Annotated in this window: 30 protein-coding genes and 1 tRNA gene; 12 read left to right on the top strand and 19 right to left on the bottom strand. The window is 70.2% G+C overall.

From position 1 onward, the window contains the following. Positions 1 to 446: 446 nt before the first annotated feature. From FHS08_RS00005 to FHS08_RS00015, 3 genes are all read right to left on the bottom strand, one after another. Positions 447 to 521, bottom strand: a tRNA-Cys gene (locus tag FHS08_RS00005). Positions 522 to 577: 56 nt separating this feature from the next. Next, positions 578 to 1,471 (bottom strand): RNA polymerase sigma-70 factor, encoded by an 894-nt coding sequence (locus FHS08_RS00010; protein ID WP_341800268.1) that lies wholly within the window; start codon positions 1,469 to 1,471, stop codon positions 578 to 580. Positions 1,472 to 1,481: 10 nt separating this feature from the next. Then, positions 1,482 to 2,072 carry a carboxymuconolactone decarboxylase family protein gene (locus FHS08_RS00015; RefSeq protein WP_167034310.1) on the bottom strand — a complete coding sequence of 197 codons (591 nt, stop codon included), beginning with the start codon at positions 2,070 to 2,072 and terminating at the stop codon, positions 1,482 to 1,484. A gap of 231 nt (positions 2,073 to 2,303) precedes the next feature. Here FHS08_RS00015 and FHS08_RS00020 point away from each other — a divergent pair, with 231 nt between their 5' ends. Continuing rightward, positions 2,304 to 3,332, top strand: a complete 1,029-nt coding sequence (locus tag FHS08_RS00020) for an NADPH:quinone reductase (RefSeq protein ID WP_167034312.1) — start codon at positions 2,304 to 2,306, stop codon at positions 3,330 to 3,332. Positions 3,333 to 3,383: 51 nt separating this feature from the next. Here the strand turns inward: FHS08_RS00020 and FHS08_RS00025 are convergent, their stop codons facing one another. From FHS08_RS00025 to FHS08_RS00045, 5 genes are all read right to left on the bottom strand, one after another. Further along, on the bottom strand, positions 3,384 to 4,160 hold the full coding sequence (locus FHS08_RS00025; protein ID WP_167034314.1) for an alpha/beta fold hydrolase: 777 nt from the start codon (positions 4,158 to 4,160) through the stop codon (positions 3,384 to 3,386). Positions 4,161 to 4,254: 94 nt separating this feature from the next. Then, positions 4,255 to 4,398, bottom strand: a complete 144-nt coding sequence (locus FHS08_RS00030; RefSeq protein WP_167034316.1) for a hypothetical protein — start codon at positions 4,396 to 4,398, stop codon at positions 4,255 to 4,257. A 179-nt stretch (positions 4,399 to 4,577) separates the two neighbouring features. Then, the gene (locus FHS08_RS00035; RefSeq protein WP_167034318.1) at positions 4,578 to 5,111 is read right to left on the bottom strand and encodes a GNAT family N-acetyltransferase; all 534 of its coding nucleotides are present in this window, start codon (positions 5,109 to 5,111) and stop codon (positions 4,578 to 4,580) included. A 70-nt stretch (positions 5,112 to 5,181) separates the two neighbouring features. Next, positions 5,182 to 5,592 (bottom strand): PIN domain-containing protein, encoded by a 411-nt coding sequence (locus FHS08_RS00040; protein ID WP_167034320.1) that lies wholly within the window; start codon positions 5,590 to 5,592, stop codon positions 5,182 to 5,184. After that, the gene (locus tag FHS08_RS00045) at positions 5,589 to 5,870 is read right to left on the bottom strand and encodes a type II toxin-antitoxin system Phd/YefM family antitoxin (protein ID WP_167034322.1); all 282 of its coding nucleotides are present in this window, start codon (positions 5,868 to 5,870) and stop codon (positions 5,589 to 5,591) included. Before FHS08_RS00045 ends, FHS08_RS00040 begins: the two co-directional genes overlap by 4 nt. Positions 5,871 to 6,024: 154 nt before the next feature. Here FHS08_RS00045 and FHS08_RS00050 point away from each other — a divergent pair, with 154 nt between their 5' ends. Then, positions 6,025 to 6,414, top strand: coding sequence for a VOC family protein (locus FHS08_RS00050; protein ID WP_167034324.1), 390 nt, complete (start codon positions 6,025 to 6,027; stop codon positions 6,412 to 6,414). Positions 6,415 to 6,436: 22 nt separating this feature from the next. On the opposite strand, the gene ychF is transcribed toward FHS08_RS00050, so the two are convergent. The 3 genes from ychF to FHS08_RS00065 all read right to left on the bottom strand — a co-directional run bounded on the left by ychF (position 6,437) and on the right by FHS08_RS00065 (position 8,950). After that, positions 6,437 to 7,510, bottom strand: coding sequence for a redox-regulated ATPase YchF (ychF, locus tag FHS08_RS00055; RefSeq protein ID WP_167034326.1), 1,074 nt, complete (start codon positions 7,508 to 7,510; stop codon positions 6,437 to 6,439). A 64-nt stretch (positions 7,511 to 7,574) separates the two neighbouring features. Beyond that, entirely contained in the window at positions 7,575 to 8,198 is a 624-nt protein-coding gene (locus FHS08_RS00060) for a dihydrofolate reductase family protein (RefSeq protein WP_167034328.1), read from the bottom strand. After that, positions 8,198 to 8,950, bottom strand: coding sequence for a class I SAM-dependent methyltransferase (locus tag FHS08_RS00065; RefSeq protein ID WP_167034330.1), 753 nt, complete (start codon positions 8,948 to 8,950; stop codon positions 8,198 to 8,200). Before FHS08_RS00065 ends, FHS08_RS00060 begins: the two co-directional genes overlap by 1 nt. 60 nt (positions 8,951 to 9,010) lie before the next feature. On the opposite strand from FHS08_RS00065, the gene FHS08_RS00070 reads away from it, so the two are divergent. Both FHS08_RS00070 and FHS08_RS00075 read left to right on the top strand, forming a co-directional pair. Next, positions 9,011 to 9,622 carry an exonuclease domain-containing protein gene (locus tag FHS08_RS00070; RefSeq protein ID WP_167034332.1) on the top strand — a complete coding sequence of 204 codons (612 nt, stop codon included), beginning with the start codon at positions 9,011 to 9,013 and terminating at the stop codon, positions 9,620 to 9,622. A gap of 49 nt (positions 9,623 to 9,671) precedes the next feature. Further along, complete coding sequence (locus FHS08_RS00075; protein ID WP_167034334.1) at positions 9,672 to 10,982, top strand: DNA recombination protein RmuC; 1,311 nt, start codon at positions 9,672 to 9,674, stop codon at positions 10,980 to 10,982. 86 nt (positions 10,983 to 11,068) lie between these two features. On the opposite strand, the gene FHS08_RS00080 is transcribed toward FHS08_RS00075, so the two are convergent. Continuing rightward, entirely contained in the window at positions 11,069 to 11,275 is a 207-nt protein-coding gene (locus tag FHS08_RS00080) for a UDP-N-acetylmuramyl pentapeptide phosphotransferase (RefSeq protein ID WP_170283299.1), read from the bottom strand. 137 nt (positions 11,276 to 11,412) lie between these two features. Beyond that, positions 11,413 to 12,402, bottom strand: a complete 990-nt coding sequence (gene glpX, locus FHS08_RS00085; protein ID WP_167034338.1) for a class II fructose-bisphosphatase — start codon at positions 12,400 to 12,402, stop codon at positions 11,413 to 11,415. A gap of 184 nt (positions 12,403 to 12,586) precedes the next feature. On the opposite strand from glpX, the gene fbaA reads away from it, so the two are divergent. Further along, positions 12,587 to 13,618, top strand: a complete 1,032-nt coding sequence (gene fbaA, locus FHS08_RS00090; RefSeq protein ID WP_167034340.1) for a class II fructose-bisphosphate aldolase — start codon at positions 12,587 to 12,589, stop codon at positions 13,616 to 13,618. 50 nt (positions 13,619 to 13,668) lie between these two features. On the opposite strand, the gene FHS08_RS00095 is transcribed toward fbaA, so the two are convergent. The 5 genes from FHS08_RS00095 to FHS08_RS00115 form a co-directional block, all read right to left on the bottom strand. Further along, the gene (locus FHS08_RS00095) at positions 13,669 to 14,220 is read right to left on the bottom strand and encodes an MOSC domain-containing protein (protein WP_167034342.1); all 552 of its coding nucleotides are present in this window, start codon (positions 14,218 to 14,220) and stop codon (positions 13,669 to 13,671) included. 34 nt (positions 14,221 to 14,254) lie between these two features. Beyond that, positions 14,255 to 14,932, bottom strand: a complete 678-nt coding sequence (locus FHS08_RS00100) for a zf-HC2 domain-containing protein (protein ID WP_167034344.1) — start codon at positions 14,930 to 14,932, stop codon at positions 14,255 to 14,257. An 11-nt stretch (positions 14,933 to 14,943) separates the two neighbouring features. Further along, positions 14,944 to 15,450: a sigma-70 family RNA polymerase sigma factor gene (locus FHS08_RS00105; RefSeq protein ID WP_167034346.1), complete on the bottom strand. Its 507-nt coding sequence runs from the start codon at positions 15,448 to 15,450 to the stop codon at positions 14,944 to 14,946. Between the two features lie 130 nt (positions 15,451 to 15,580). After that, a complete protein-coding gene (locus FHS08_RS00110) occupies positions 15,581 to 16,168 on the bottom strand; it encodes a DUF6264 family protein (RefSeq protein WP_167034348.1) in 588 nt (195 codons plus the stop codon). Beyond that, entirely contained in the window at positions 16,165 to 17,205 is a 1,041-nt protein-coding gene (locus FHS08_RS00115) for a 4-hydroxy-3-methylbut-2-enyl diphosphate reductase (RefSeq protein ID WP_167039437.1), read from the bottom strand. Before FHS08_RS00115 ends, FHS08_RS00110 begins: the two co-directional genes overlap by 4 nt. 185 nt (positions 17,206 to 17,390) lie before the next feature. On the opposite strand from FHS08_RS00115, the gene xseA reads away from it, so the two are divergent. The 7 genes from xseA to FHS08_RS00150 all read left to right on the top strand — a co-directional run bounded on the left by xseA (position 17,391) and on the right by FHS08_RS00150 (position 23,945). Continuing rightward, entirely contained in the window at positions 17,391 to 18,683 is a 1,293-nt protein-coding gene (gene xseA / locus FHS08_RS00120; RefSeq protein WP_167034350.1) for an exodeoxyribonuclease VII large subunit, read from the top strand. A gap of 68 nt (positions 18,684 to 18,751) precedes the next feature. Then, positions 18,752 to 18,982, top strand: a complete 231-nt coding sequence (locus FHS08_RS00125; RefSeq protein ID WP_170283158.1) for an exodeoxyribonuclease VII small subunit — start codon at positions 18,752 to 18,754, stop codon at positions 18,980 to 18,982. Beyond that, on the top strand, positions 18,979 to 19,626 hold the full coding sequence (locus FHS08_RS00130; protein ID WP_243847170.1) for a DUF4245 family protein: 648 nt from the start codon (positions 18,979 to 18,981) through the stop codon (positions 19,624 to 19,626). The genes FHS08_RS00125 and FHS08_RS00130 overlap by 4 nt, the downstream gene beginning before the upstream one ends. 38 nt (positions 19,627 to 19,664) lie before the next feature. Next, positions 19,665 to 20,285: a carbonic anhydrase gene (locus tag FHS08_RS00135; protein ID WP_167039443.1), complete on the top strand. Its 621-nt coding sequence runs from the start codon at positions 19,665 to 19,667 to the stop codon at positions 20,283 to 20,285. A 49-nt stretch (positions 20,286 to 20,334) separates the two neighbouring features. Further along, positions 20,335 to 21,729, top strand: coding sequence for an aspartate ammonia-lyase (locus FHS08_RS00140; protein ID WP_167034352.1), 1,395 nt, complete (start codon positions 20,335 to 20,337; stop codon positions 21,727 to 21,729). A gap of 48 nt (positions 21,730 to 21,777) precedes the next feature. Next, entirely contained in the window at positions 21,778 to 23,292 is a 1,515-nt protein-coding gene (locus FHS08_RS16570) for an ATP-binding protein (RefSeq protein ID WP_170283157.1), read from the top strand. Next, positions 23,289 to 23,945: a response regulator gene (locus FHS08_RS00150; RefSeq protein ID WP_167034354.1), complete on the top strand. Its 657-nt coding sequence runs from the start codon at positions 23,289 to 23,291 to the stop codon at positions 23,943 to 23,945. The genes FHS08_RS16570 and FHS08_RS00150 overlap by 4 nt, the downstream gene beginning before the upstream one ends. Before the next feature lie 173 nt (positions 23,946 to 24,118). On the opposite strand, the gene FHS08_RS00155 is transcribed toward FHS08_RS00150, so the two are convergent. Next, a complete protein-coding gene (locus FHS08_RS00155; RefSeq protein WP_167034356.1) occupies positions 24,119 to 24,685 on the bottom strand; it encodes a hypothetical protein in 567 nt (188 codons plus the stop codon). Between the last annotated feature and the right edge of the window lie 146 nt (positions 24,686 to 24,831).

Here is a 24,831-nt window from a genome sequence, read left to right on the forward strand (position 1 = left end):
TCCAAAGGAATCTCACCCGATCCGAAGACCAGGACGAGGTAAAATTTGGCATTTGACAAGTGCACGCTGTTGAGTTCTCAAGGATCGGACACTCCCGCTGCTCGGCCTTCCGGCTCCGCCCACGGGGCGACTTCCTGATTCGTCCCTCTACACGGAGTACTCAGGCCGGCGCTTCGTTCGGCATGACGCCGATCAGTGGTCCCTAGCCTGTCCGTTGAGGGGACTACCCACCCTAGCACATCAGTGCCCCCACAGTGTGGGACGTTTGGGTTCTGTTCTCCGCTTGAGGGGGCGGGCCGTTCGGCCTCTCGCTCTTCCCTGTGGGGCGAACAAGTAATACTTTACGTGCCCCCACACCTCCCGTCGAATCCACCCCGCACCCCGGGCGTGTCGCACGACTTCGCGTGCGTCGCCGTCGTCGGGAAAGCCCAGTTCACGCCTGGATCTGGAGGTGCCTACGGGAGTCGAACCCGTCTCGACGGCTTTGCAGGCCGCTCCCTCGACCGCTCAGGCAAGGCACCAGGAGCCGCAACGGTATCGCGTCCTTCGACGTCCGGGGCGCGTTGTTACGACCTGGTCATCGCGCGAGCGCGACGCCGCGGTCGAACAGGGTCAGCTTCTCCGGATTCGCGATCGAGTAGATGTGGGTGATCAGCCCGTCTTCGACCGTGACGCTCACGATGCCCGCGAGCTGCCCGTCCAGCTCCATCCGGATGCCGGCCTGGCCGTTCACCGTCGTCTCGACCGCGACGAGCACTCCCTCCAGCTTCGCCATCCCCCCGGCGAGGTAGCGGGCCAGTCTCTTGGCGCCGACGATCGGCCGGCGCGCCGCGCCGCGCACCTGGCCGCCTCCGTCCGCGACCGAGACGACGTCGGGCGCGAGCACGTCCATGAGGGCCTGGAGATCGCCGCTGTTGAGCGCTGTCACGAGCCGGTCCACGACCTCCCGGTGCTCCGCACGAGCGACGCGAACCCTCGGATGCCGGGCAGCGACATGCTCCTTCGCTCGGTGCGATATCTGCCGCACGGCCGCGGGAGTCTTGCCGACGGCATCCGCTATCTCGTCGTACGACAGGTCGAACACCTCGTGCAGCACGAAGACGGCGCGCTCAGCGGGGCGGAGCGTCTCGAGAACGGTGAGCATCGCGATCGAGAGGCTCTCGGCGAGTTCGACGTCCTCCGCGACGTCGGGACTCGTCAGGAGCGGCTCGGGGAGCCACTCGCCGATGTAGTCTCCGCGACGCCGCGACACCGCGCGGAGGTGATTGAACGCCTGCCGCGTGACCGTGCGCATGAGGTACGCCCGCGGCTCGCGCACCGCCGATCGGTCGGCCGACGCCCATCGCAGCCACGACTCCTGGAGCACGTCTTCTGCGTCCGCGGCCGAGCCGAGGAGTTCATAGGCGACAGTGAAGAGCAGGTTGCGATGGACGAAGAACGGGTCGTCGTCCACGTGCGCGACGCTCTCCACCTCGGTGAGCCTACGCGCCATCCGCTACCGACTGCGCAGCGGCGAGCGGCGGGAGCCCGCACGCGTCGGCGAAGAGCTCGGACGTGATGCCGAGGGCGACGTTCATCCGCGCGCTCATGTTCATGAACGAGACGCGCGCCGCCAGCTCTACGAGGGCCGCGGGTCCAAGCTCTGCGAGGAGGGCGTCCGACAGCTCGTCGGTCACCGCCGGCGGCGTCTGACTCGCCGCCTCGGCGTACTCCATGACCGTGCGCTCGAGCGGTGTGAAGACGGATGCCTCGCGCCAGCGCGGCACTTCGCGAACCTTGGCCTCGTCGAGTCCGCGGGTGTGGGCCATGAAGTAGTTGAGGTCGAGGCAGAAGCCGCAGCCGACGGACGCTGCCGCGGCCATGGCCGCATAGGTGGCGAGCTCCCTGTCGAGCTCTCGCCATGCCTCGACTCTCCGGCCGATGCCCATGGCGTCCTTCATGACGGCCGGATGCTGCCACAGCACGCCGATCGAGTCCGGGACTCGACCCATCAGCTCGCGCGCGGCGAGCTTCACGATCGCTCCGTAGGCGCCTGAGACCTCGGTCGACGGGATGCGGGTGCTGGTGGTCATGTCTTCTCCTTGATCGGTGGGTCCCTTCGACATGAAGACACCGGCCGGCGCTCCACCGTGACATCCCGCCTCACGCGCATCCCGACAGAAGGCGGGGCAAGGATCGCGCGGCGAGCCAGAACACCGCGACCTCGAACTCGCCCGTCGCCGAGCTTGACGAGAGGACCCCTATGCGTCGCCGTCGCGACGAGGCCCGGAATGCCCTCCCGGCTCACTTCGTTCACGCCCACTATGAGATCGATCGTCTACACCCGCACCGGTGACTCCTCCGTCCTGACGCTCGTCGACCGCGAACCGGCATCGCCGGGGGTGGGCGAAGTCCGCGTCAAGGTCGCGGTCTCGGGCGTCAACCCGACCGACTGGAAGTCGCGGGCGGGCGGCGGCAGGGGCCCGGCGTTCGACGAGATCGTGCCGAATCAGGATGGCGCAGGAGTCGTCGACGCCGTCGGCGAAGGAGTGACCGACGTGAGCGTGGGCGACCGGGTGTGGCTGTATCTCGCGCAGCACGAGCGCCCCACCGGCACCGCTCAGGAGTTCACCGTCGTTCCGGCGTCACGCGCCGTCCGCCTCCCCGAAGGAGTGGGCTTCGACGTCGGCGCGAGCCTCGGCGTCCCCGCCCTGACGGCACATCGAGCGCTGACGGTGCACGAGTCCGGTCCGGCGCGGCTGTCGCCGGGGTCTCTCGCGGGTCGCGTCGTGCTCGTGGCGGGCGGAGCCGGGGCAGTCGGGCACGCCGCGATCCAGTTGGCGGTGTGGGCCGGCGCGACCGTGATCGCGACCGTCAGCAGTGAGGAGAAGGAGGCTCTCGCCCGGCGCGCGGGCGCCCACCACGTCGTCCGGTACACCGAGGCCGGCGTCGCAGATCGGATCGAGGCGCTGGCTCCACGGGGCGTCGACCACGTCGTCGAGGTGTCTCTCGCCGAGAACGCGCCGCTCGACGCGCGAGTGCTCGCGAACCACGGAAGCCTCGCGTATTACGCCGACAACGGTGGCGACCGGGCGACGATCCCGATGCGTCCCACGTTCGCGAAGAACCTCCGCCTCCAGGGCCTTCTCCTGTACACCGTCGGAGATGCGGTGCTCGCCGCGGCCACGGAGGACATCACAGCGGCGGTGCGCGACGGCGCGCTGCCCGTCGGCGAGCAGGCCGGGCTGCCCTTGACGTGGTTCCCGCTGGAGCAGACGGCCGCGGCGCACGATGCCGTGGAGCAGGGCGCCGTCGGCAAAGTGCTCATCGATGTCTCGGGCGAGAGCCGCTGACGGGGCCGACGCGGCCGAGCGAAGCTCGGGCGCATCCGTCCTGCTGAACCGCTACCGCGCGCGCTCGGCGACGACGCGTGCCGTCGCGACCGGATCGGGGCGGTGCATGATCGACTCGGGAACGACGACGAGCTCTGCGTGAGGAATCGAGGCCGCGAGGCGATCGGATGCCGCGATCAGCAGCGGGAAGGTCTGCTCGCCCCGCAGCACCGTCACCCGCTGCGATACCGCGAGCATGTCGGCTGTAGGTGTGGAGACGTGACGCGTGAGCGCCGTGTCGTAGACGGTCGACTGCGCGATCGGCACGAGCGCGGCGAACTGCTCGCTCGCGCGGAAGTTCTCGACCATCTCCCGCGGGAGTCCGACCGCCTCGAGCTGGAACGTGACGATCGCCTCCTCGGCGCGCCCGTCGTCGACCAGACGCTGCAGGCGCTCCCCGAGGTCGTCGGCGGGCTCGTCGACCCCGAACCGGAAGGGCGGCTCTGAGAGGAACAGCCCCTGCATCGGAACGCCGAGGGATGCCGCGAACAGGGCGAGGACGGCTCCGGAGGAGTGTCCGAGGACGACGGCGTCGCCTCCCGAGGCTCTGATGACGGCGTCGAGATCGTCGACCTCGTCCGTGGGCTCGGATCCGCGGCGGTCTCCGCTCGAGCCACGCGCGCGCCGATCCCACGTGACGGCCCGGAATCCGGCATCCGCAAGGGCCGCGGCGAGAGGACTCGCGTCGTCTGCCGTCGACAGGGCGCCGTTCACGATGACGACGACAGGCCCGTCACCGATGTGCCGGTAGGCGATCGAGGTTCCATCGTCCGAGGTCGCGAAGTCCATGATCCGACGATAACGAGCGGGTCGGACACTCCGCCGCCCGCGACTGCCGCCTCGCGGTCGCCTCGGGGACGGATGGGCGGCGACGATGCGCTTCTCAGGCCTTGGGCTCGTGCACGGCGGTCATCGCCTCGAGCAGCGTGTCGTGAATGTAGGCGAGCTCGGGCGAGACCACTCCCCATCCGCGGCCTTGCTCCTCGACGGTCCAGTCCTGGTCGCCGGACTCTTCTTCCCAGAGCATTCAACGAGTCGAGCCCCGCGATCCAGCTCTCCCGGATACATCGATGGAGATCGCCTCGGGCCACCCGCCGGCCGTCAACGCGGCTCAGTGATGGATGCTGCGCATCCGTGAGCCGCCAGAGAGGTCAGTTCGAGAACCGGAACTCCACCGGGTGACGTCACTGATGGGCATCTGCGCCCCTATCCGATCATCGGGACAGCGTCGAACGGGGGAGGCGGATCCGACCGCAACCGACCGTACGTATCGACATCGATCCTCTGCCCGCCGACAAGGAACTTCTCGCGCTCCGTCCCCTCCTTGACGAACCCGGCATGCATGGCGATCGCACCGGATGCGGGGTTGTTGACCCGATGCCCGAGTTCGAGGCGTTGCAGTCCGCGCACCGTCAGCGCCCACTCCGCAACGGTAGCCGCGGCGCGGGACATCCAGCCTCGACCTCGTGCAGCATCCGACATCCAGTACCAGAACCATCCGTTCCGGTTCGCTTCGTCGACGGTGACGCAGACGAGGCCGACCAGCATGTCGCCTTCAGCCACGGCCCACGCCTCGTGCGGCGAGTCGGCTGCAATCAGCCGGTCAACGTACCGCTCAGCTTCGGGCACATTTGATACGTCGCCTTGGCGCGCCATGTCCGGGTTCGACGCGAAGGCCGCGAGCACAGCGGAAGCATCAGTCCGTCGAAGTCGCCGGAGCACGGCTGACGGGTCGCTCACGCGACCCTCAGCGGCGTGATCACGGCGATGTGCTCAGCTGCTCGCGCGAGCAGCACATCGTCGGTCTTCCTCACGAGGTGCTCATCGCGCCGGGAGCGATCACGTCGAGTCCCGCAGACCTCGCCGCCTCACCGAGCCGATGGTCGTACGTGAGGACGGCTTCAACATCAAGGCGCATCGCCGCCTCCAGATGCAAGGCGTCGAGGGTACGCAGATACGGCATCGGCAAGAAGCCCGCGGACCGATATGTGGCCCTGTCAAGCGCCGCGAGCGACACGCCATCGAGGATTGCGGTGACCTTCGATTGGTCACGCCCCTCGCTCACTGCCATGCGACGCAGCTCCGTCTCGAGGAGATCACTCGAGACAAGCCTGGCAGGTGTGTGATCAAGCCAGTCCACCAGCGCCTGAGTTTCGTCCTGTGCGACCAGGAGCGCTCCGAGCGCAGAGGTGTCGACATAGACGAGCGGACCGTCCGTCACACCCGGTCCTCCCGCATCTCATCCAGGATCCGGGTCATCGGACGGTCGCCCTCGGACCGCTGGGGCTTCAGCGCCGCCCAGCCACCCACACGCTTCGCCGGGCGGGCGATGGGCAACGTGGGAGCCTGGGCATCGAGAGGGACGATGCGACCGACGGCGACTCCGCGGTTGGTCAGCACGAAGGAGCGCCCTTCGCCGACCGCGCGAAGCACGCGTCCGGACTCGTTGCGCAACTCGCGCTGCGAAAGGCTCTCGGGGTTCGGCTCACCCACACTCATGGCGCGATCGTAGCACCCGCGCTACACATTGGACCGGAACTCCACAGCATTGCGTCGCGGCTGGCGGTGTGCGCTCACATGTCACAGCGACCCCGGGCTCCGTACATGTGCACCGCACGTTGCGACGGCGGTCGGGCTATTTCAGACTCAACGGATGAACTTCTTCCGGACTCCTCAGGTCGTCCTATTCACACGCGACATCGATCGCGCAGCGACCTTCTATTGTGCTCTCGGCTTCGAAGAGGCGTTCCGCACGCCAACAGCGGGTACCCCTATCCACGTCGATCTCGTCCTCGACGAGTACCGATTCGGCCTCGCCACAGAGACGAGCACACGTGAAGACCATGGCCTCAGCCCGGTCGCCCACGGCCAACGCGCGGCGGTGATCCTCTGGACTGATGACGTTCGTACAGGCTATTCGCGACTTATCGAGCTCGGCGCGAAGCCGATCAAGACGCCAGAGCCATGGCTCGGTCACTTGCTCATCGCATGGGTCGAGGACCTCGACGGGCATCTGATCCAGGTGGTGCAGGCCGTCAACTGAGGACAGGCCGCGCCGGGACGCGCTACACGTTGAACCGGAACTCCACGACATCCCCGTCCTGCATGACGTAGTCCTTGCCCTCGAGCCGAGCCTTGCCTGCCGCCCGCGCCGAGGCGACCGATCCCGCGGCGACCAGGTCGGCGAACGAGATGACCTCGGCCTTGATGAAGCCCTTCTCGAAGTCCGTATGGATGACGCCCGCGGCCTGCGGGGCCTTCCAGCCCTTCCCGATCGTCCAGGCGCGCGTCTCCTTCGGCCCCGCCGTCAGGTAGGTCTGGAGTCCGAGCGTGTCGAAGCCGATGCGGGCGAGCTGGTCGAGCCCCGACTCCTCCTGACCGGTCGAGGCGAGCAGCTCCGCGGCATCCTCCGGTTCCAGGTCGATGAGCTCCGACTCGATCTTGGCGTCGAGGAACACCGCGTGAGCCGGCGCGACGAGAGATTCGAGAGCTGCCTTGCGCGCGGCATCCGTCAAGACGGCCTCGTCGACGTTGAAGACGAAGATGAACGGCTTCGCGGTCAGCAGGCCGAGCTCGCGGATCGGGGCGAGATCCAGCCCCGAGGCCGACAGCAGCTCACCGCGCTGCAGCGCCTCCTGCGCCTCGAGCGCGGTCGACAGCACGACGGGGTCGGTCTTCTTGCCCCGCACCTCCTTCTCGTAGCGCACGATCGCCTTCTCGAGGGTCTCGAGGTCGGCGAGCTGCAGCTCCGCGTTGATCGTCTCAAGATCCCTCAGCGGGTCGACCCCGCCCTCGACGTGCACGACGTCGTCGTCGGCGAAGCCGCGCACGACCTGCGCGATCGCGTCGGCCTCGCGGATGTTGGCGAGGAACTTGTTCCCCAGGCCCTCACCCTCCGAAGCGCCGCGGACGATGCCCGCGATGTCGACGAACGACACGGCGGCGGGCAGGATGCGCTCCGAGCCGAAGATCTCCGCGAGCGTGTTCAGCCGGGAGTCCGGGAGGTTCACGACCCCGATGTTGGGCTCGATCGTCGCGAACGGGTAGTTCGCGGCGAGCACCGAGTTCTTGGTCAGCGCGTTGAAGAGGGTCGACTTGCCGACATTGGGGAGACCGACGATTCCGATGGTAAGAGCCACGGGCATCCAGTCTACGTGGGACGGGATACCGCTTCCTGGGCGCCGGCGCCGCGGGCAACCGCCGTCAGCGGGGCGGCCCGTCGGGGTCGACGCGCCACCGCATGAGGACGTTGCCCGACTCCTCCCACACGTGCGTTCCGAGGAGCTTGAGCGCGACGGGCGGCCGCTCGTCGAAGAGCGGCACGCCCCCGCCCGCGATGAGCGGGAAGGTCACGAGGTGCAGCTCGTCGACGAGTCCTGCATGCATGAGGTCGTTCCACAGCACTCGCCCGAGGAGGATCAGGATGCCGCGCCCGTCCTGCGCCTTGAGCCGGGCGACCTCGGCACGGGAGTCTGCGATCCGCACGACGCGCGTGTTCGGGTGGGACGCGATGTCGTCGTCCGTGACGGTGTCGGAGACGACGATCTTCTCGACGTCCCGGATGAGCGCGGCGAGCTCCCTGCGGATCCGCGTCGCTCCCGCGTCGCGCTCGACGCCCGCCCAGTACTCCATGTTGCCGAGCGACGAACGCCTGCCCGACAGGATGAGCGTGCCGGCATCCCGCAGCAGGCCCGCCGTGTAGTGGTCGAAGCTGTCGGCGCCGCGATAGTCGGGGTGCCAGTGCTCGAAGAACGACGCGATGTCGTGGTCGTCGTCTTCGTAGCACCCGTCGACGGTCGTGAAGTTGCAGACTGTCAGCGGCCGCATCAGCCCTCTCGCAGGGCGCGAAACGCCGTCGTGCGGTACGGGAGCTCGACGACGGCGTCGCCGATCGCGCCGATCTCGTCGAAGAGCACACCGAGCTCGGCCTCGATGCGGGCGCGCACGTCCGGCTCGGCCGTGATGATGTAGCTGCGCGAGCGGGCCATGTCGTAGAGCGCCGCGCGGGTCATCGGCCTCGCCCACTCCCAGGAGCGCTGTTCGAGCGGGCCGAACGGCGACGCGACGCTCGGTCCGCCGTCCGCCAGCGACTGATCGGCGTGGCTGCCGTGCATGATCCGCGTGAGCCGCGCGACCCATGGGACGCTGTCGTCGCGGATGTTCCAGATGAGCCCGAGCACTCCGCCGTGGCGAAGCACGCGTCCGACTTCGGCCGACCCGGCGACGGGCTCGACCCAGTGCCACGCCTGCCCGAGCACGACGGCGTCGAGCGAGGCATCCGGAAGAGGTAGCCGCTCCGCCGTTCCCACGAAGGTCGGGATGCCGTGCACGGCGCTGCGCAGCACGGCCAGCATCTCGGGGTCGGGGTCGATCGCGACGGTCTCGGCCCCGAGCTCGACGAGCGCGCGAGTGAGCTTTCCCGTCCCCGCACCGACGTCGGCGACGCGCACGCTGCGGTCGTGGCTCGCGACGGGCTGAAGCATCCACGCGACGGCCTCGGCAGGATACTCGGGCCTGCCCGCCTCGTAGGTGCCGGCCTGCCGGCCGAAGGACGTCGACATCTCCGCGCGCTCTGCCATGTCGTCCAGCCTACGGCGCGCCTCCCCCGCCGCCGCGGGACCCACGGCGAGGGTGGAGGCGTGGCATTGGACTTCACCGCGATCGACTTCGAGACGGCGAACTCCAGCGGCGCCTCGGCGTGCGCCGTCGGCCTGGCCAGAGTCCGCGGCGGCGAGGTCGTCGCGAGGGCCGGCTGGCTCATCCAGCCTCCGCCGGGGCACGATCGCTTCTTCGAGCTGAACACGCGGATCCACGGCATCCGGGAGGAGGATGTCGCGGGCGCGAAGGGCTGGACGGCGCAGCTTCCCGACCTCGTGTCGTTCATCGGCGACGACGTCCTGGCGGCGCACAACGCGGGCTTCGACATGTCGGTGATCCGCCGTGCGTGCGAGTCGACGGGCGACGAGTGGCCCCGGAACAGCTATGTGTGCAGCCTCCAGATCGCCCGGAAGACGTACGAGCTCGACTCGTACCGCCTGCCGTCCGTCGCGGCGGCGGCGGGCTTCCTCGACTTCCCGCACCACGACGCGGCGGCGGATGCCCTCGCGTGCGCGCACATCCTGATCCACGCGGCGCGGCTCGTCGGCGCCCGAGACGTGGCCTCGCTCGCCGAGCTCGCGGGCGTGCGCGTGTCGCACATGCCCGCGCCGGCGCCGACCCCTGCCCCCGATCTCGCGGCGATCCGGGCCTGACGGGCGACGCCGTCCGGCGGATGTCGGAGGGTCACGGCATCCTCGAGCCATGGACACTCCCCTCGTCTCGGTCCTCGTGATCGGATGCCTCGCGGCGGGCCTGCTCGCCGGCTGGTTCGCGGGCTCGGCGCGTGCGGCCGCCCGCGCGCTGCGCGACCGCACCGAGCTGCAGGCGCGACTCGCAGCATCCGAGGCGTCGCGTCACGGCCTGCACGCCCAGCTCGAGCAGCAGCAGCTGCTGTATCGCGAGCTCACGACGCAGGCGCGCGCCGACCAGGCCGCGCGCGAGGAGCGGGAGCGCCGCGAGCAGTCGGTGCTGCGCGCGCTCGCACCCGTGAGCGAGACGCTGCAGTCGATGCAGCACAAGGTCGACGCGCTCGAGCGCGACCGCCAGTCCCAGTTCGGCGCTCTCACCGAGCAGCTCCGGCGCGCGCAGGAGTCCGACGAGGCGCTGCGCGCGACGACCGAGTCGCTCGCGGGGGCGCTGCGGTCGGGCAGCACGCGGGGGGTGTGGGGCGAGACGCAGCTGCGGCGCGTCGTCGAGGCCGCGGGTCTCACGCGCTACGTCGACTTCGACACCCAGTCGTCGATCTCGACGGATGCCGGAGCCGGCCGGCCCGACATGATCGTGCGCCTCCCGGGCGACAAGGCCCTCGCGATCGACGCGAAGGTCCCCCTCGACGCCTACCTCGAGGCGAGCACGATCCCGATCACGGCGCAGGGCGCCGAGGGCGCCCGTCGCACCGCCCTGCTCGAGAAGCACGTCAAGGCCGTCCGTGCGCACGTCGACGCGCTCGCGAAGAAGACGTACTGGGCGGGGCTCTCCTCGAGCCCCGAGTTCGTCGTGTGCTTCGTGCCCAGCGAGTCCCTTCTGGCCGCGGCGCTCGAGGAGGATCCATCCCTCCTCGACTACGCCTTCGGCCGCCGTGTCGCGCTCGCGTCGCCCGTCAACCTCTGGGCGGTGCTCAAGACCGTCGCCTACACGTGGACGCAGCAGGACGTGTCGAAGGAGGCGAGAACGCTGTTCGAGCTCGGCAACCAGCTCTACGAGCGGCTCGGCGGGCTCGCCTCGCATGCCGAGGAGCTGCGCCGAGCCATCGAGCGCACGGTCGAGGGATACAACCGGTTCGTCGGCTCACTCGAGTCGAGGGTCCTCGTGAGCGCCCGACGGTTCCCCGGCATAGACGAGACGAAGCTCGACGCGCTGGCCTCACCTGCGCCCATCGAGAAGGCACCCCGTGCGCTGACGGCGCCCGAGCTCATCGACGGTGCGACGCAGTCCGCCCTCGAGACCGAGGAGAGGCTGGTCACGGCCGACGTCGGCGACCTGCGCGCACGTCTCGCGACCGACGACCTCTGACCCCCGAACCGGGTGCGCGAGGGGCGCCGCCAGCAGGGCGCGATCGTACAGGCGGTCGATCCAGCCGTCGACTCGTCGAATCGGCCTCACGCACCGCCCGGGATGAGGCTCAGCAGGACGACGACCGTCGCCGACACGACGACGAACGCGCCGATGAACCACCACGGGGAGACCTGCTCGCCTTCGGGGCGGCGCTTGCGCAGCAGCACATCCGGGCGACGCGCGGGGTCGGTCGCATTCGCGATGACGGCGTGCGCTCCCGTCTGCGGGGTCGATCCGGTCGATGCGGCCATGTCGATCCTCCTTCGCCCGCCGAGCGAGCTCGGCATCCTTCGCTCCGATTGTGCCAGAGGGATGCCGCGGCAGAGTCATCGACGACGGCGAGGCACGGCACTCGTGGCAGCCGACGACCGCACGACGCAATCGGCGATCACAGCCACTTCGAGGCGAGGTGCTCCGAGGAGATGCGGCGGAGCGTCCCGGAGGTCCCGCGCAGGACGACGCTCTCGGTATACACGTATCCGTTCTCGCGGCCCACGCCCGCGACGAGCTCGCCGTTGGTCACGCCCGTCGCGACGAAGATCGTGTTGCGCCCCCGGACCAGCTCGTCGGCTTCGTAGATGTAGCCGTCGAGCTTGAGCCCGGCATCCTGACCCTTCTGCTTCTCGTCGTCGTCGCGCGGCCACAGGCGCCCTTGGATGTGTCCGCCGAGCGCCTTGATCGCGCACGCCGTCACGATGCCCTCGGGGCTGCCGCCGACGCCGATGCACATGTCGGTGCGCGCGTTGTGGCGCGCCGCGTTGATGCCGCCTGCGACGTCGCCGTCGGTCATGAGCCGCGTGCCGGCCCCGGCCTCGCGGATCTCGGCGATGAGCCGGTCGTGGCGCGGGCGGTTGAGCACCGAGACGACGATCTCGTCGACGGGCTTGCCGAGCGCCTTCGCGAGGAGGCGGATGTTCTCGGCGACGGGAAGCCGGATGTCGACGACGCCCACCCCTGCCGGTCCCGTCACGAGCTTGTCCATGTAGAACACGCTCGAGGCGTCGAGCATCGTGCCGCGATCGGACACCGCGAGCACGGACAGCGCATTGTTGCGGCCGGCCGCCGTGAGCGAGGTGCCGTCGATGGGATCGACCGCGACGTCGCACTGCGGCCCGCGGCCCGTGCCGACGTGCTCGCCGTTGAAGAGCATGGGGGCGTTGTCCTTCTCGCCCTCGCCGATCACGATGACTCCGTCGAAGTCGACGGTCGTGAGGAAGGCGCGCATCGCGTCGACGGCTGCCCCGTCTGCTGCCTCCTTCGCACCCCGGCCGATGAACGGCACGGAGCGGATCGCCGCCGCCTCGGTCGCGCGTACGAGCTCGAGCGCGAGATTGCGGTCGGGATGCAGGGGGCTCATGTCGGCCGTCAGACTCACCATGGCGTCAGCCTAGCCAGCGATCTTCGCGCCAACGCAGAGTTTCAGCCCCGGATGCAGGAAGGAATCGCGATTCTTTCACCCTAGGCAGGAGCCTCCGCGCGCGAGCGGGCCGCGGCATCCTGACTCGCACTCCCCTGCTTCGCTAGAGTGACGATGACAGCCCGCCACGACCGAGGAGCATCAGATGCCTGTCGCCACCCCAGAGCAGTATGCCGAGATGCTGGACCGTGCGAAGGCCGGAGGCTTCGCGTTCCCCGCCATCAACGCAGCGAGCTCTCAGTCGATCAACGCAGTGCTGCAAGGCCTCACGGAGGCAGGCTCCGACGGCATCATCCAGGTCACGACGGGCGGAGCGGACTACTTCGCCGGCCACACCGTCAAGGCTCGTGCGAACGGCGCGCTCGCGTTCGCGAAGTTCGCGACCGAGGTCGCCAAGAACTACCCCATCACGGTGGCCCTCCACACCGACCACTGCCCCAAGCCCGCGCTCGAGGACTTCGTCCTGCCGCTCATCGCCGCCTCCGAGGAGGAGGTCAAGGCGGGCCGCAACCCGATCTTCCAGTCGCACATGTGGGACGGCTCGGCCGTTCCGCTCGACGAGAACATCGAGATCGCGAAGGAGCTGCTGCCCCGCCTGAAGAACATCCACGCGATCCTCGAAGTGGAGATCGGCGTCGTCGGCGGCGAAGAGGACGGCGTCAAGCACGAGGGTTCGAACGACGCGCTCTACACGACGACAGCCGACGTCACGAAGGCCGTCGAGGCCCTCGGCCTCGGCGACCAGGGGCGCTGGATCGCCGCCCTCACGTTCGGCAACGTGCACGGCGTGTACAAGCCCGGCAACGTCAAGCTGCGCCCTGAGCTGCTCGGCGAGATCCAGGGGGGCATCGCCACGCGCTTCGGCACGGGGCCCAAGCCCCTCGACCTGGTCTTCCACGGCGGCAGCGGCTCGACCCCCGAGGAGATCGCGCTCGCGGTCGCCAACGGCGTCATCAAGATGAACATCGACACCGACACGCAGTACGCGTTCACGCGCTCTGTCGCGGGCTTCATGTTCCAGAACTACGACGGCGTCCTCAAGGTCGACGGCGAGGTCGGGAACAAGAAGGCGTACGACCCGCGCGCGTGGGGCAAGCTGGCCGAGTCCGCGATGGCCGCTCGCGTCGTCGAGGCGACGCAGCAGCTCGGCTCGGCGGGCAACTCGATCAGCGCCTGACCTCCGCGGTCGCAGGATGCCTCGGCCGATCGGGCCGAGGCATCCCGCTTCTATGCGGGGTCCCTGTACCGCTCGAGGATCGTGGGCGCACCGTCGGGTCGATGCACGACGACGATCTCGTCGCCCGCGCGCACGCGCCCGCCGGTCACGACGCGCAGGTACGGGCCGAGCCGGCGCTCGGCCGAGAACCGTGTGACCCAGCCGCGCTCGTCGGCTCCGCCGACCCAGCGCGCGAACGTCTGGCACGGCGTTCGCGGCATCGTGACCTCGACCTCGACGCGCTCGCCGATGCGCCAGCGCTCCCCCACGAGCGCGGAGTTGACGTCGATGCCCTCCGTGCGGAGGTTCTCGCCGAAGAAGCCCGGCGCGAGGTCGCGGCCGAGCTCCCCGGCCCAGAAGTCCGCGTCCTCCTGCGCATACGCGTACAGCGCCTTGTCGAGGCCGCCGTGGTGCTTCCGGTTGGCCTGCACATCGGCGTAGATCCCGTACCGGCCGACCTTCACCGGCCCGTCCACGGGGCGCTTGTCGATGGCCGTCACGCCGATGGTTCCCGCATCCGGGAGCAGCTGATGGACGACGCAGACGGCGAGGAGTCGGGCCATCGTGTCATCCTACGGCGGCGCGGCGTGCGGTGACTCAGCCGCCGCCCAGGTCGTACCGCATGAGGATCGTCCCCTTCGCGCTGCGCAGCTCGACCGACGCGATCTCGTCGACCGACAGCGCCGTCGCGCCGGACAGCCGTGCCGACGCACCGGGCCACGAGCGCCACGTCGACACGGTCGACTCGGCACCGTCCGCGCCGACGAGCGTCAGCGCGTACGTCCACCCTGCCTCGGGCACCGGCGGCGCTCCCGGGACGTAGACGTCGGGATACCGGCAGTCGAGGTCGACGCGGGTCCCCCACGCGACGGAGGTGAGGCGGACGGAGGCCTCGATCGGCACATCCGTCACGCTCTCGAGCGCGAACCCCGCCGTCGGACGGTTGAGCGCCGCGATCGAGACGGGCACCGCGATCGCGGCGACGATCAGCACGACGGCGGCGGCCGCCGCGGCCCACCGCACGCGCCTCGTGCGACGCGCACGCTCGCGTGCAAGCGAGACGAAGCCCGAGCGGGCCGCGGCATCCTCGCCCACCTCGTCGAGGCGTGCGACATCCTGGGCCGACAGGCGCGACAGCAGGGCCGCTGCGGGAGCGAGCTCCGCGATCGCCCGCGCGCACTCGGGGCACGTGTCGAGGTGCGCCTCGTACGCATGCCTGTCCTGCGCCGAGAGCGCCCCGAGCACGTACGCGGCATCCCACTCGGCGTATCTCATGTGTCCGGCTGTCATCGGGTCACGCCCCTCTCCTGGAGGGCGAGACGCAGCGCCCGCAGTCCGTAGTGCAGTCGCGACTTGACGGTTCCCTCCGGGATGTCGAGCTCGGCCGCCGCCTGCGCGACGCTGCGGCCGCCGTAGTAGGCCTTGACGATGACGGCGCGATGGTCGGCGCTGATCACGGCGAGCGCCTCCTCGATGAGGATGGCCTCGAACAGCGCGTCGGTGTCGTCGTCTGTCGCGCGCTCGGGGACCTCGCCGACCGGCTGCTCGTGGCGGTGTCGTGCGCTGCGGATGTCGTCGATCACGAGATGCCGGGCGACGGTGAACATCCACGCACGGGCGGACTCGGGATCCTGCTCGAGGATGCGCGGCGTGCGCCACGCGCGAAGGAGGGTCTCCTGCACGACGTCGTCGGCTCCCGCGCGGTCGCCCGTGAGGTGCACGACGTAGCGCCACACGGGTCGTGCGTGCAGGTCGTACAGCGCCGTGAGGCGCGCGTCGTCATCGGACGGCATCCGTGACCTCCTCGCTGGGGACACGAGATCCGTGCGCACGAGGTTCACGCCGCGGGACGGCATCCCGCCTCCGAGTATCGCCCCTCCCGACACCGCCCCGGCGGGTCGGTCGCGCACCGCGAGCGGCGGCTCAGCCCCCGATGGCGGACTGCAGCGCCTCCCAGACGGCGGCGTCCATGACGAGCGGCATGAGCAGGAGCAGCGCCGAGACCGTGTTGAACACGACGCCCGCCACGAGCGGGATCCACCACGTCAGGCGCCCGGCGCGCAGGCTCACGAACGACAGGGCGGCCGTCGCGAGCCAGCCCACGGCGAGAACGATCGCCGCAGCGACACCCCACGCGCGGGCCCCCGCGGGGTCGGACAGCTGGGCGTCGACGCCCAAGGCCGACAGCAGCGTGTGCGCGTAGCCCACGTACTCGACGAGCGCGGGGAAGGCCGTCACGACCGTGATGAGGCCGTAGACGAGGAGCGCGAGCGTCGCGAAGCGATCGGCCGTCCGCGGCCGGGCCCGCCGCGAGGCGGCCGGCGCGGCGGGCGCCGCGGTCCACGCGGGCGCAGGGCCGGCCCAGTGCTCGTTCGCCGCCGCAGCGGGGGCGGGTGCGGGCAGCGACTCGGGATGCGCGATCCGCGCGCGCTGCTCCTCGGGGGTCGCGTACTCGCCGTACTTGGGGCGATCCCGGCCGTCCGATCCCCTCTCGGGCGTGAAGTCGCTCACGCGCGCGCCCGCCCGCCGAGGGCGCGGTCGTCGCGCTTGCCCGCGGCGTCCTGGCGCAGCTCCTTGGGGAGCGAGAACATGAGATCCTCCTCGGCGGTGCGGACCTCTTCGACGTCGCGGTATCCCGCGCCGGCGAGCTCTTGGAGCACCTGCTGCACGAGCACGTCGGGCACCGACGCACCGCTGGTGACGCCGACGGTCTCGACGCCGTCGAGCCAGGACTGCTCGACCTCGTCGGCGTAGTCGACGCGGTATGCGGCCTTGGCACCGTGCTCGAGGGCCACCTCGACGAGCCGAACGCTGTTGGACGAGTTGGCCGAGCCGACGACGATGACCAGATCGGCGCCCGTCGCGACCTTCTTGATGGCGACCTGGCGGTTCTGCGTCGCGTAGCAGATGTCGTCCGACGGCGGATCGTGCAGCTCGGGGAAGCGCACGCGCAGCCTCCTCACGGTCTCCATCGTCTCGTCGACCGAGAGCGTCGTCTGCGAGAGCCACACGACCTTCGACGGGTCCTTGACCTCGACGCGGTCGGCTTCGTCGGGCGAGTTGACGATCGTGACGTGGTCGGGGGCCTCGCCCGCCGTGCCCTCGACCTCCTCGTGGCCCTCGTGGCCGATGAGCAGGATCTCGAAGTCGTCGCGCGCGAACCGCACGGCCTCGCGGTGGACCTTCGTCACGAGGGGGCACGTCGCGTCGATCGCGAGCAGTCCCCGATCGGATGCCGCGGTCACGACGGCGGGCGAGACGCCGTGGGCGCTGAAGACGACGTGCGCGCCCTCCGGCACTTCGTCGACCTCGTCGACGAACACGGCGCCCTTGCTCTCGAGCTCCGTCACGACGTGGATGTTGTGCACGATCTGCTTGCGCACGTAGACGGGAGCGCCGAAACGCTCGAGCGCCTTCTCGACGGCGATGACCGCCCGGTCGACGCCTGCGCAGTAGCCGCGGGGCGACGCCAGCAGGACGCGCTTGTGTCCCTGGACGGGGATATCCTTGAGGCGCTCGCGGCGCCGCGGCACGCGCGGAACCGGCATCCGGATCGCAGGGGCCGCCGGTGCGGCAGGCGATACGGCAGACGAAGGGGCGCTCACGCCTCGATTCTACGGCCGGGGCCTGGACGGGCGCCGCGCGCCGCCGACGAGAGGACGCCCATGACGACCCTGCTGCGGGGCTTCCCGCCCCTGCGAACCGCGAACGCCCCCCACCGGGCGCTGTCACGATGACGGGCTTCCGCCCCGAGCCGGTGCCTGGCCAGGCCCCGCCCCCCGACTCCGTGCACCCCCGCGACTCGAGCGCGCAGGCCCCGACGTCGGTTTCTCGCCTCAACGACACGATCCGCGGATTCGTCTCGAACTGGGGGTCTGTGTGGGTCGAGGGCGAGATCACGCTGTGGAACCGCCGCGGCGGCAACGTCTTCGGGCGCTTGAAAGACCTCGCGACCGACTCGATGATCTCGTTCCGCATCTGGTCGTCGACCCTGCAGCGCCTGCCCGACGACCTCGCGCTCGGCGACCACGTCATCGCGTCGGTGAAGGCCGACTACTTCGTCAAGACGGGCGACTTCGGGTTCGGCGTCGCCATGATGAAGCACGTCGGGCTCGGCGACCAGCTCGAAAAGCTCGAGCGCCTGCGCGCCCGGCTGCGCGCCGAGGGCCTGTTCGACGCGACGCGCAAGAAGCCCCTCCCGTTCCTCCCGCACGTCATCGGGCTCATCACGGGCGAGAACTCCGACGCGGAGAAGGACGTGCACCGCAACGCAGAGCTGCGGTGGCCGCAGGTGGTCTTCCGCACGAGGCATGCCGCCGTGCAGGGCGACCGATGCGTGCCGGAGACGATCGCGGCGCTCAAGGCCCTCGACGCCGACCCCGAGGTCGACGTCATCGTCATCGCACGCGGCGGCGGCGATCCGCAGCACCTCCTGGGGTTCAGCGACGAGCGGCTCCTGCGCGCCGTCGCCGCGGCATCCACTCCCGTCGTGAGCGCCATCGGGCACGAGAACGACCGCCCCCTTCTCGACGACGTGGCCGATCTGCGGGCATCCACGCCGACGGATGCCGCGAAGAAGGTCGTGCCGGACGTCGCCGAGCAGCGCGCCCTCGTCGCCCACTACCGCTCGCGGCTCACGTCGCGCCTGACCCAGCGCGTGACCCACGACATCGCACAGCTCGAACAGCTGCGCTCGCGCCCCGTGCTGCGCGCACCGCACACGATGCTGCAGGGCCGCTCGCACGAGCTGCACCTGCTCGCCACGCGCGGCCGCGACACGATCGACAGGCGTCTGGACGCGCAGGCCCGTCGCGCGGCCGAGCTGCGCGCCACCCTGCGCGCACTCTCGCCCGCGGCCACCCTCGCCCGCGGCTACGCCATCGCGCACCTGCAGGACGGCGTCATCGTCCGGGATGCCGCGCAGGCGCCCGCGGGAGCGGGAGTCGTCGTGACCGTCGGCCGCGGATCGTTCGCCGCGCGGTCGGAGGGCGAGGTCGCCGAAGGCGCCGACTCGTCGACGGCGTAGCCAGGGCGGCGGAGGGCGTCGTCCCGTCGGGCCGGAGGTTGCCTCCCGACCCAACTAAACTCGAGTGCATGAGCGTGTCGAGCGAGACTCCCGACGTCGCGGCGCTGTCGTTCGAGCAGGCGCGCGACGAGCTCGTCAAGGTCGTCGCAGAGCTCGAGCAGGGCGCGCCGACGCTCGAGCAGTCGCTCGCGCTCTGGGAACGCGGAGAGGCGCTCGCCGCCCGCTGCGAGGAGTGGCTCATCGGCGCGAAGCGGCGCCTCGACGCCGCACGATCGTCGGCCGAGGGCACGGAGGCATGATGGCGCAGGGTCCGAGGATCGTCGCGGAGCTCGGTCGCCCCGAGACCCCCGACGAGACGGCGGCGCGGAAGGCCGAGTCGTCGTATGTCTACCGGTCGAGCCAGACGGTCCGCAATCTCGTCGCCGCTCTGATCGCGACGCTCGCGATCGTCCTCGTCATCGTCTTCGCCGTGCCGCGTGGACAGTCCGCGCCGCGCGCGCCGATCGACGTCGCCGCGATCGCGTCCGGGCTGGCGGCGTCCGAGGGCCGCACCGTGATCGTGCCGCGCGTGCCGCAGGAGTGGACGGTGAACGTCGCCGAGGTGCGCGGCGAGGACGTCCGCGCCTGGACGATCGCCTACGTCCCCGCTGAGGACGCCGGGTTCGTCAACATCGCGCAGGGATTCGACGCCGACGAGGCGTGGCCTGCTCGGGTCCTCAAGGGGGCGGCCGCCGACGGGACGCTGACGGTCGACGGCATCGCCTGGGCTCGCTATGACATCTCCGACCCCGCGAGGGCCGGCAACGTGACGGCAGCGCTCAGCGCGCAGGCTGGGCGGGACACGATCCTCATCTACGGGGCGACCGACGACGCGAGTCTCGAGAAGGCCGCGGCATCCGTCGCCGACGACGTCCGCGACCTGAGGGAAGGGGCCGGCGAGTGAGCGCACCGTCGCGCACGCCCGCGTCGGTGTGGGCCGAGATGCGCGCAGGCAACGCGCGCTTCGTCGCGGGTGCTCCGCAGCATCCCCATCAGGACGTCGACTGGCGCAGCGAGCTCGCCACGGGCCAGAAGCCGCAGGCGGCGCTGTTCGGCTGCGCCGACTCGCGCCTCGCGGCCGAGATCATCTTCGACGAGGGCCTCGGCGACCTGTTCGTCGTGCGCAATGCGGGCCAGGTCATCTCCGACTCCGTCGTGGGCAGTCTCGAGTACGCCGTCGCGATGCTCGACGTCGCCCTCATCGTCGTGCTCGGGCATGACGCGTGCGGCGCGGTGGGTGCCGCGATCGAGAGCACGGCGCAGGACGCCCCCGCCCTCGCACCGCACATCTGGCGCCAGATCGCCCCCATCGTCCCCGCCGTGCGTCGCGTCATGCGCGAGCAGGCGACCTCGGCGCCGGGCACGCCGATCGACGTCGAGCACGTCGGACGGGAGCACCTGCGCGACACGGTCGCCGACCTGCTGCACTCGTCCGAGCTCATCAGCAACGCCATCGCGGACGGCCGCCTCGCGATCGTCGCCGCCAACTACCGGCTCTCCGAGGGCACTGTCGTGCCCGACATCATCGTCGGGGTCGTCGACGACGACACAGACCCCGCCTGACCGAATCGACACCGCGGGCGCGGCCCGCATCACGAGAAGGAACGACGACGTGACCGACATCGAATACCGCATCGAACACGACACGATGGGCGAAGTCCGCGTGCCCAAGAACGCGCTGTACGCCGCGCAGACGCAGCGCGCCGTCGAGAACTTCCCGATCTCCGGCAAGGGGCTCGAGTCGACGCAGATCGCGGCCCTCGCGCGCATCAAGAAGGCGGCCGCGCTCGCCAACAAGGCGCTCGGCACCCTCGACGGCTCGATCGCCGACGCGATCGCCGGCGCCGCGGACGACGTGATCTCGGGAGGGTACGACGCCGAGTTCCCGGTGGACACGTACCAGACCGGCAGCGGCACGTCCTCGAACATGAACATGAACGAGGTGCTCGCGACGCTCGCGACGCGCCGGCTCGGCGCACCGGTCCACCCCAACGACCACGTCAACGCCTCGCAGTCGTCCAACGACGTGTTCCCGACGTCGGTTCACATCGCCGTGACGCAGGCGCTCATCGACGACCTGATCCCCGCGCTCGACCACCTCGCCGTCGCGCTCGAGGCGAAGGCCGAGGCGTGGAAGGATGCCGTCAAGTCCGGCCGCACGCACCTGATGGACGCGACGCCCGTCACGCTCGGCCAGGAGTTCGGCGGCTATGCGCGTCAGATCCGCCTCGGCATCGAGCGCGTGCAGTCCGTGCTCCCCCGCGTCGGCGAGGTTCCGCTGGGCGGCACGGCCGTCGGGACGGGCATCAACACGCCCCTGGGCTTCCCGCAGAAGGTCATCGAGCTGCTCGCGTCCGAGACCGAGCTGCCCATCACGGAGGCGAAGGACCACTTCGAGGCGCAGGCGAACCGCGACGGCCTGGTCGAGGCATCCGGAGCCCTGCGCACGATCGCCGTCTCGCTCACGAAGATCAACAACGACATCCGCTGGATGGGGTCGGGCCCCAACACGGGGCTGGGCGAGCTGCACATCCCCGACCTGCAGCCCGGATCCTCGATCATGCCGGGCAAGGTCAATCCCGTCGTGCCGGAGGCGACGCTCATGGTGTGCGCGCGCGTCATCGGAAATGACGCGACCGTCGCGTGGGCCGGCGCGTCCGGCTCCTTCGAGCTCAACGTCGCGATCCCCGTCATGGGCACGGCGCTCCTCGAGTCGATCAGGCTCCTGTCGAACTCCATGCGCCTCCTCGCCGACAAGACGATCGACGGGCTCGAGGCCGACGTCGAGCGCGCGGCGGCCTTCGCGGGCATGTCGCCGTCGATCGTGACGCCCCTCAACAAGGTCATCGGCTACGAGGCGGCGGCGAAGATCGCGAAGCACTCCGTCGCGAAGGGCATCACCGTGCGTGAGGCCGTCATCGACCTCGGCTACGTCGAGCGCGGCGAGATCACGCTCGAGCAGCTCGACGAGAAGCTCGACCTGCTCTCGATGACACACCCGGGCTGATGAGGCCCGGCATGGTCGGCAGCCGTGCGCGGGGGCGATAATCGGGAGGTGACTCGCACCCCTCGGCCCATCTCGGCCCGCGTACGGATCTTGGGTGCCATCCTGGCCGTCGCGAGCGTCGGGCTTGCGATCGTGGGCAGCGTCACGTTCCTCATGCAGCGCGAGAGCGTGCTCACGGACGTCGATGCCCGCCTGAAGGCCCAGGTCGCGAGCCTGCAGACCGTCATCGGCGACAGCGGCGCGCAGCCCGGCGACACGTCGGGGACGCCGACCGCGACGGAGGATCTCCGCATCGAGGACTACCGCTCGGTGTCCGAGTTCCTGCACGCGGCGGTCGCGCGTCTCGTACCCGGCCGGAACGAGGCGTCCCTCGCCATCGTCGACGGCACGGCCCGTTACCGACCCGAGACGTTGTCGGGCTTCGACATCTCGGGCGACCAGCAGCTCATCGATCGTGCGATCGCCGAGACGGAGCGGCAGGGAACGACGGTCCTCGGCACGGCCGTGACGAGCGAGGGGACGTTCCGCTACATCGCGATCCCGGTCTCGATGGAGGGCGATCCGCAGACGGGGGTCTACCTGCGCGCCGTCGACCTCGAAGCAGAGCTCGCCGCCGTCACGGCCGCCATCACGACGTACTGGATCGCCGCCGTCGCGGTGCTCGCCGCGACCGGCGTCGTCGGCTGGTTCGTCATGGGGCGGCTCCTCTCCCCCATCCGCCAGATCCGCGAGACCGCCGACGCCATCACGATCTCCGACCTCTCCACGCGCCTCACGGCGCAGGGCAACGACGACATCTCCGACCTGACGCGCACGGTCAACTCGATGCTCGACCGTCTGGAGGGCTCCGTCGACGTGCAGCGTCAGCTGCTCGACGACGTGCGGCACGAGCTCAAGACGCCCATCACGATCGTGCGCGGGCACCTCGAGATGATGGATCCGAACGACGCGGAGGACGTCGAGAACACGCGTGACATCGGCATCGCGGAGCTCGACCGCATGACGCGGCTCGTCGAGGACATCGACCTCCTCGCAGCGGCGGAAGGCGACCAGTTCGACATGACGGATGTCGATCTCGCCGCTCTCACGGCCCGTGTCGGCGAGCTCGTGGCGGTCATCCCCGGGCACTCCTGGACGGTCGAGCGACAGGGAGAGGGCACGGTCCCCGCCGACCAGGACAGACTCCTGCAGGCGTGGCTCCAGCTGGCGGACAACGCCGCGAAATACACGCCTGAGGGCTCGCCCATCGAGATCGGCAGCGCCTTCGTCGACGACACGGCGCGCCTGTGGGTGCGCGACCACGGCGCCGGCATCCCTCCGGCGCTGCGGCACCGGATCTTCCGGCGCTTCGACCGCGCGCACGGGAAACGCTCGGTCGGCGGATCGGGACTCGGCCTGGCCATCGTCGACGCCATCACGAAGGCCCATGGCGGCCACTGCGCCGTGACCGACACACCGGGCGGCGGCGCGACGTTCACGATCCACCTGCCGCTTCCGACGTCCGAGCTTCCCGCGCCCGTCCGCGCCGGCGACGTCGTACTTCAGAGGGAGGCCGCAGGGTGAGTCGCATCCTGATCGTCGAGGACGAGCCCCGCATCGCGGCGTTCGTCAAACGCGGGCTCGAGGCCGCGGGGTACACGACGGCCATCGCAGAGGACGGCGTCGACGGCCTCGAACGGGCCGTCGCGGGCGACATCGACCTCGTGCTCCTCGATGTCGGGCTGCCGCTCATGGACGGTTTCGAGGTCCTGCGGTCGCTGCGAGGGCAGGGCTCGACCGTGCCCGTCATCATGCTGACGGCACGGTCGAGCACGCGCGACACCGTCGAGGGGCTGGATGCCGGGGCCAACGACTACGTCGCGAAGCCGTTCACGTTCGACGAATTGCTCGCACGCGTGCGGTCGCGCCTCCGCGAGGGCGCCGCCCCGCCCACCGTCACGGTCGTGCACGGCGACGTGGTGCTCGACATCCTCGCTCGCCGGGCGTCCGTCGGAGGGAACGAGGTCGAGCTGTCGGCGCGGGAGTTCGCCCTCGCCGAGCAGTTCCTGCGCAACCCCGGACAGGTCCTCAGCCGCGAGCAGCTGCTCAGCCGTGTCTGGAGCCTCGACTTCGACCCCGGATCGAACGTCGTCGACGTGTACGTGCGGTACCTGCGCGGCAAGCTGGGAGCCGAGCACATCGTGACGGTGCGCGGCGCGGGCTACCGCTGGGAGTAGTCCGGGCTCCGCGCGCGCCGCAGTGCCGCCGCGACACACCGCGATGTCCGGCGTCCGCGCGCCGACGATCGCCGTGCATGCGCCGACGGGGTCTCGCGAGGGCATGAAGAAGCCCCCGGCGCTGGGGGACGCCGGGGGCTAATGAGGCGCGGAGCTGGGGATCTCCGGCCGGGTCAATCGCGGTGATCTGGGGAATCGTGCGATCGATCTTTCTTCGATCCGGGCGAATGACCATCGCGGTCTCGCTCGGACGTCTCTGTGAACCGGTCTCTGCGGGCGCCGTCGTCCGACTGCGCCTCCGCCCGGTATTGTGCGAGCTTCTGCTCGAGGCGTGCGATCCACTCCTGCGCCTGTGCCCGCGTCCAGCCGTGCTCCTTGCACCACTCATAGGCCGCGGCCCATGATCCAGTGCCGGCGGCGCTGCTGACGATGGCGGCCTCCGTCGATGCCGACGGCGCGGTCGCGACCGTCGTGACGGTGACGTGATCGGGCGACGACACCTCCGGCACGACCTGCTCGACCGGAGCATCCAGGACGACAGGCGTCTCGACGGCGGTCTGAGCCGGTGCCGCCGTGGGCGAGGCCGTGGCGGCAGGGATCACGATCGCGGCAGCCTTGACGGGGACGCCCTTCGCATCGGCGAGGGCCGCCGAGTTGCTCATGATGACCGCGGCGACAGCAGCGATCGTCGCAGTGCCGGCGATGAAGCCGCCTGCCGCGAGACGCGTACGTCCTTCCACGATCTAACCCCCAGGTCATGGCGCAGTGGATCTGCGATGCATCAATCGTGGCATGCGCTCATGAGAAACAGAGGAGATCAGCATGAGACTCTTCTCATGCTTCATGCGGGCGAATAGGACGACAGAGGGGCCGGGATGCGACATCC

It is taken from the genome of Microbacterium ulmi, from assembly GCF_011759705.1.
GTDB classification, from domain to species: Bacteria; Actinomycetota; Actinomycetes; order Actinomycetales; family Microbacteriaceae; genus Microbacterium; species Microbacterium ulmi.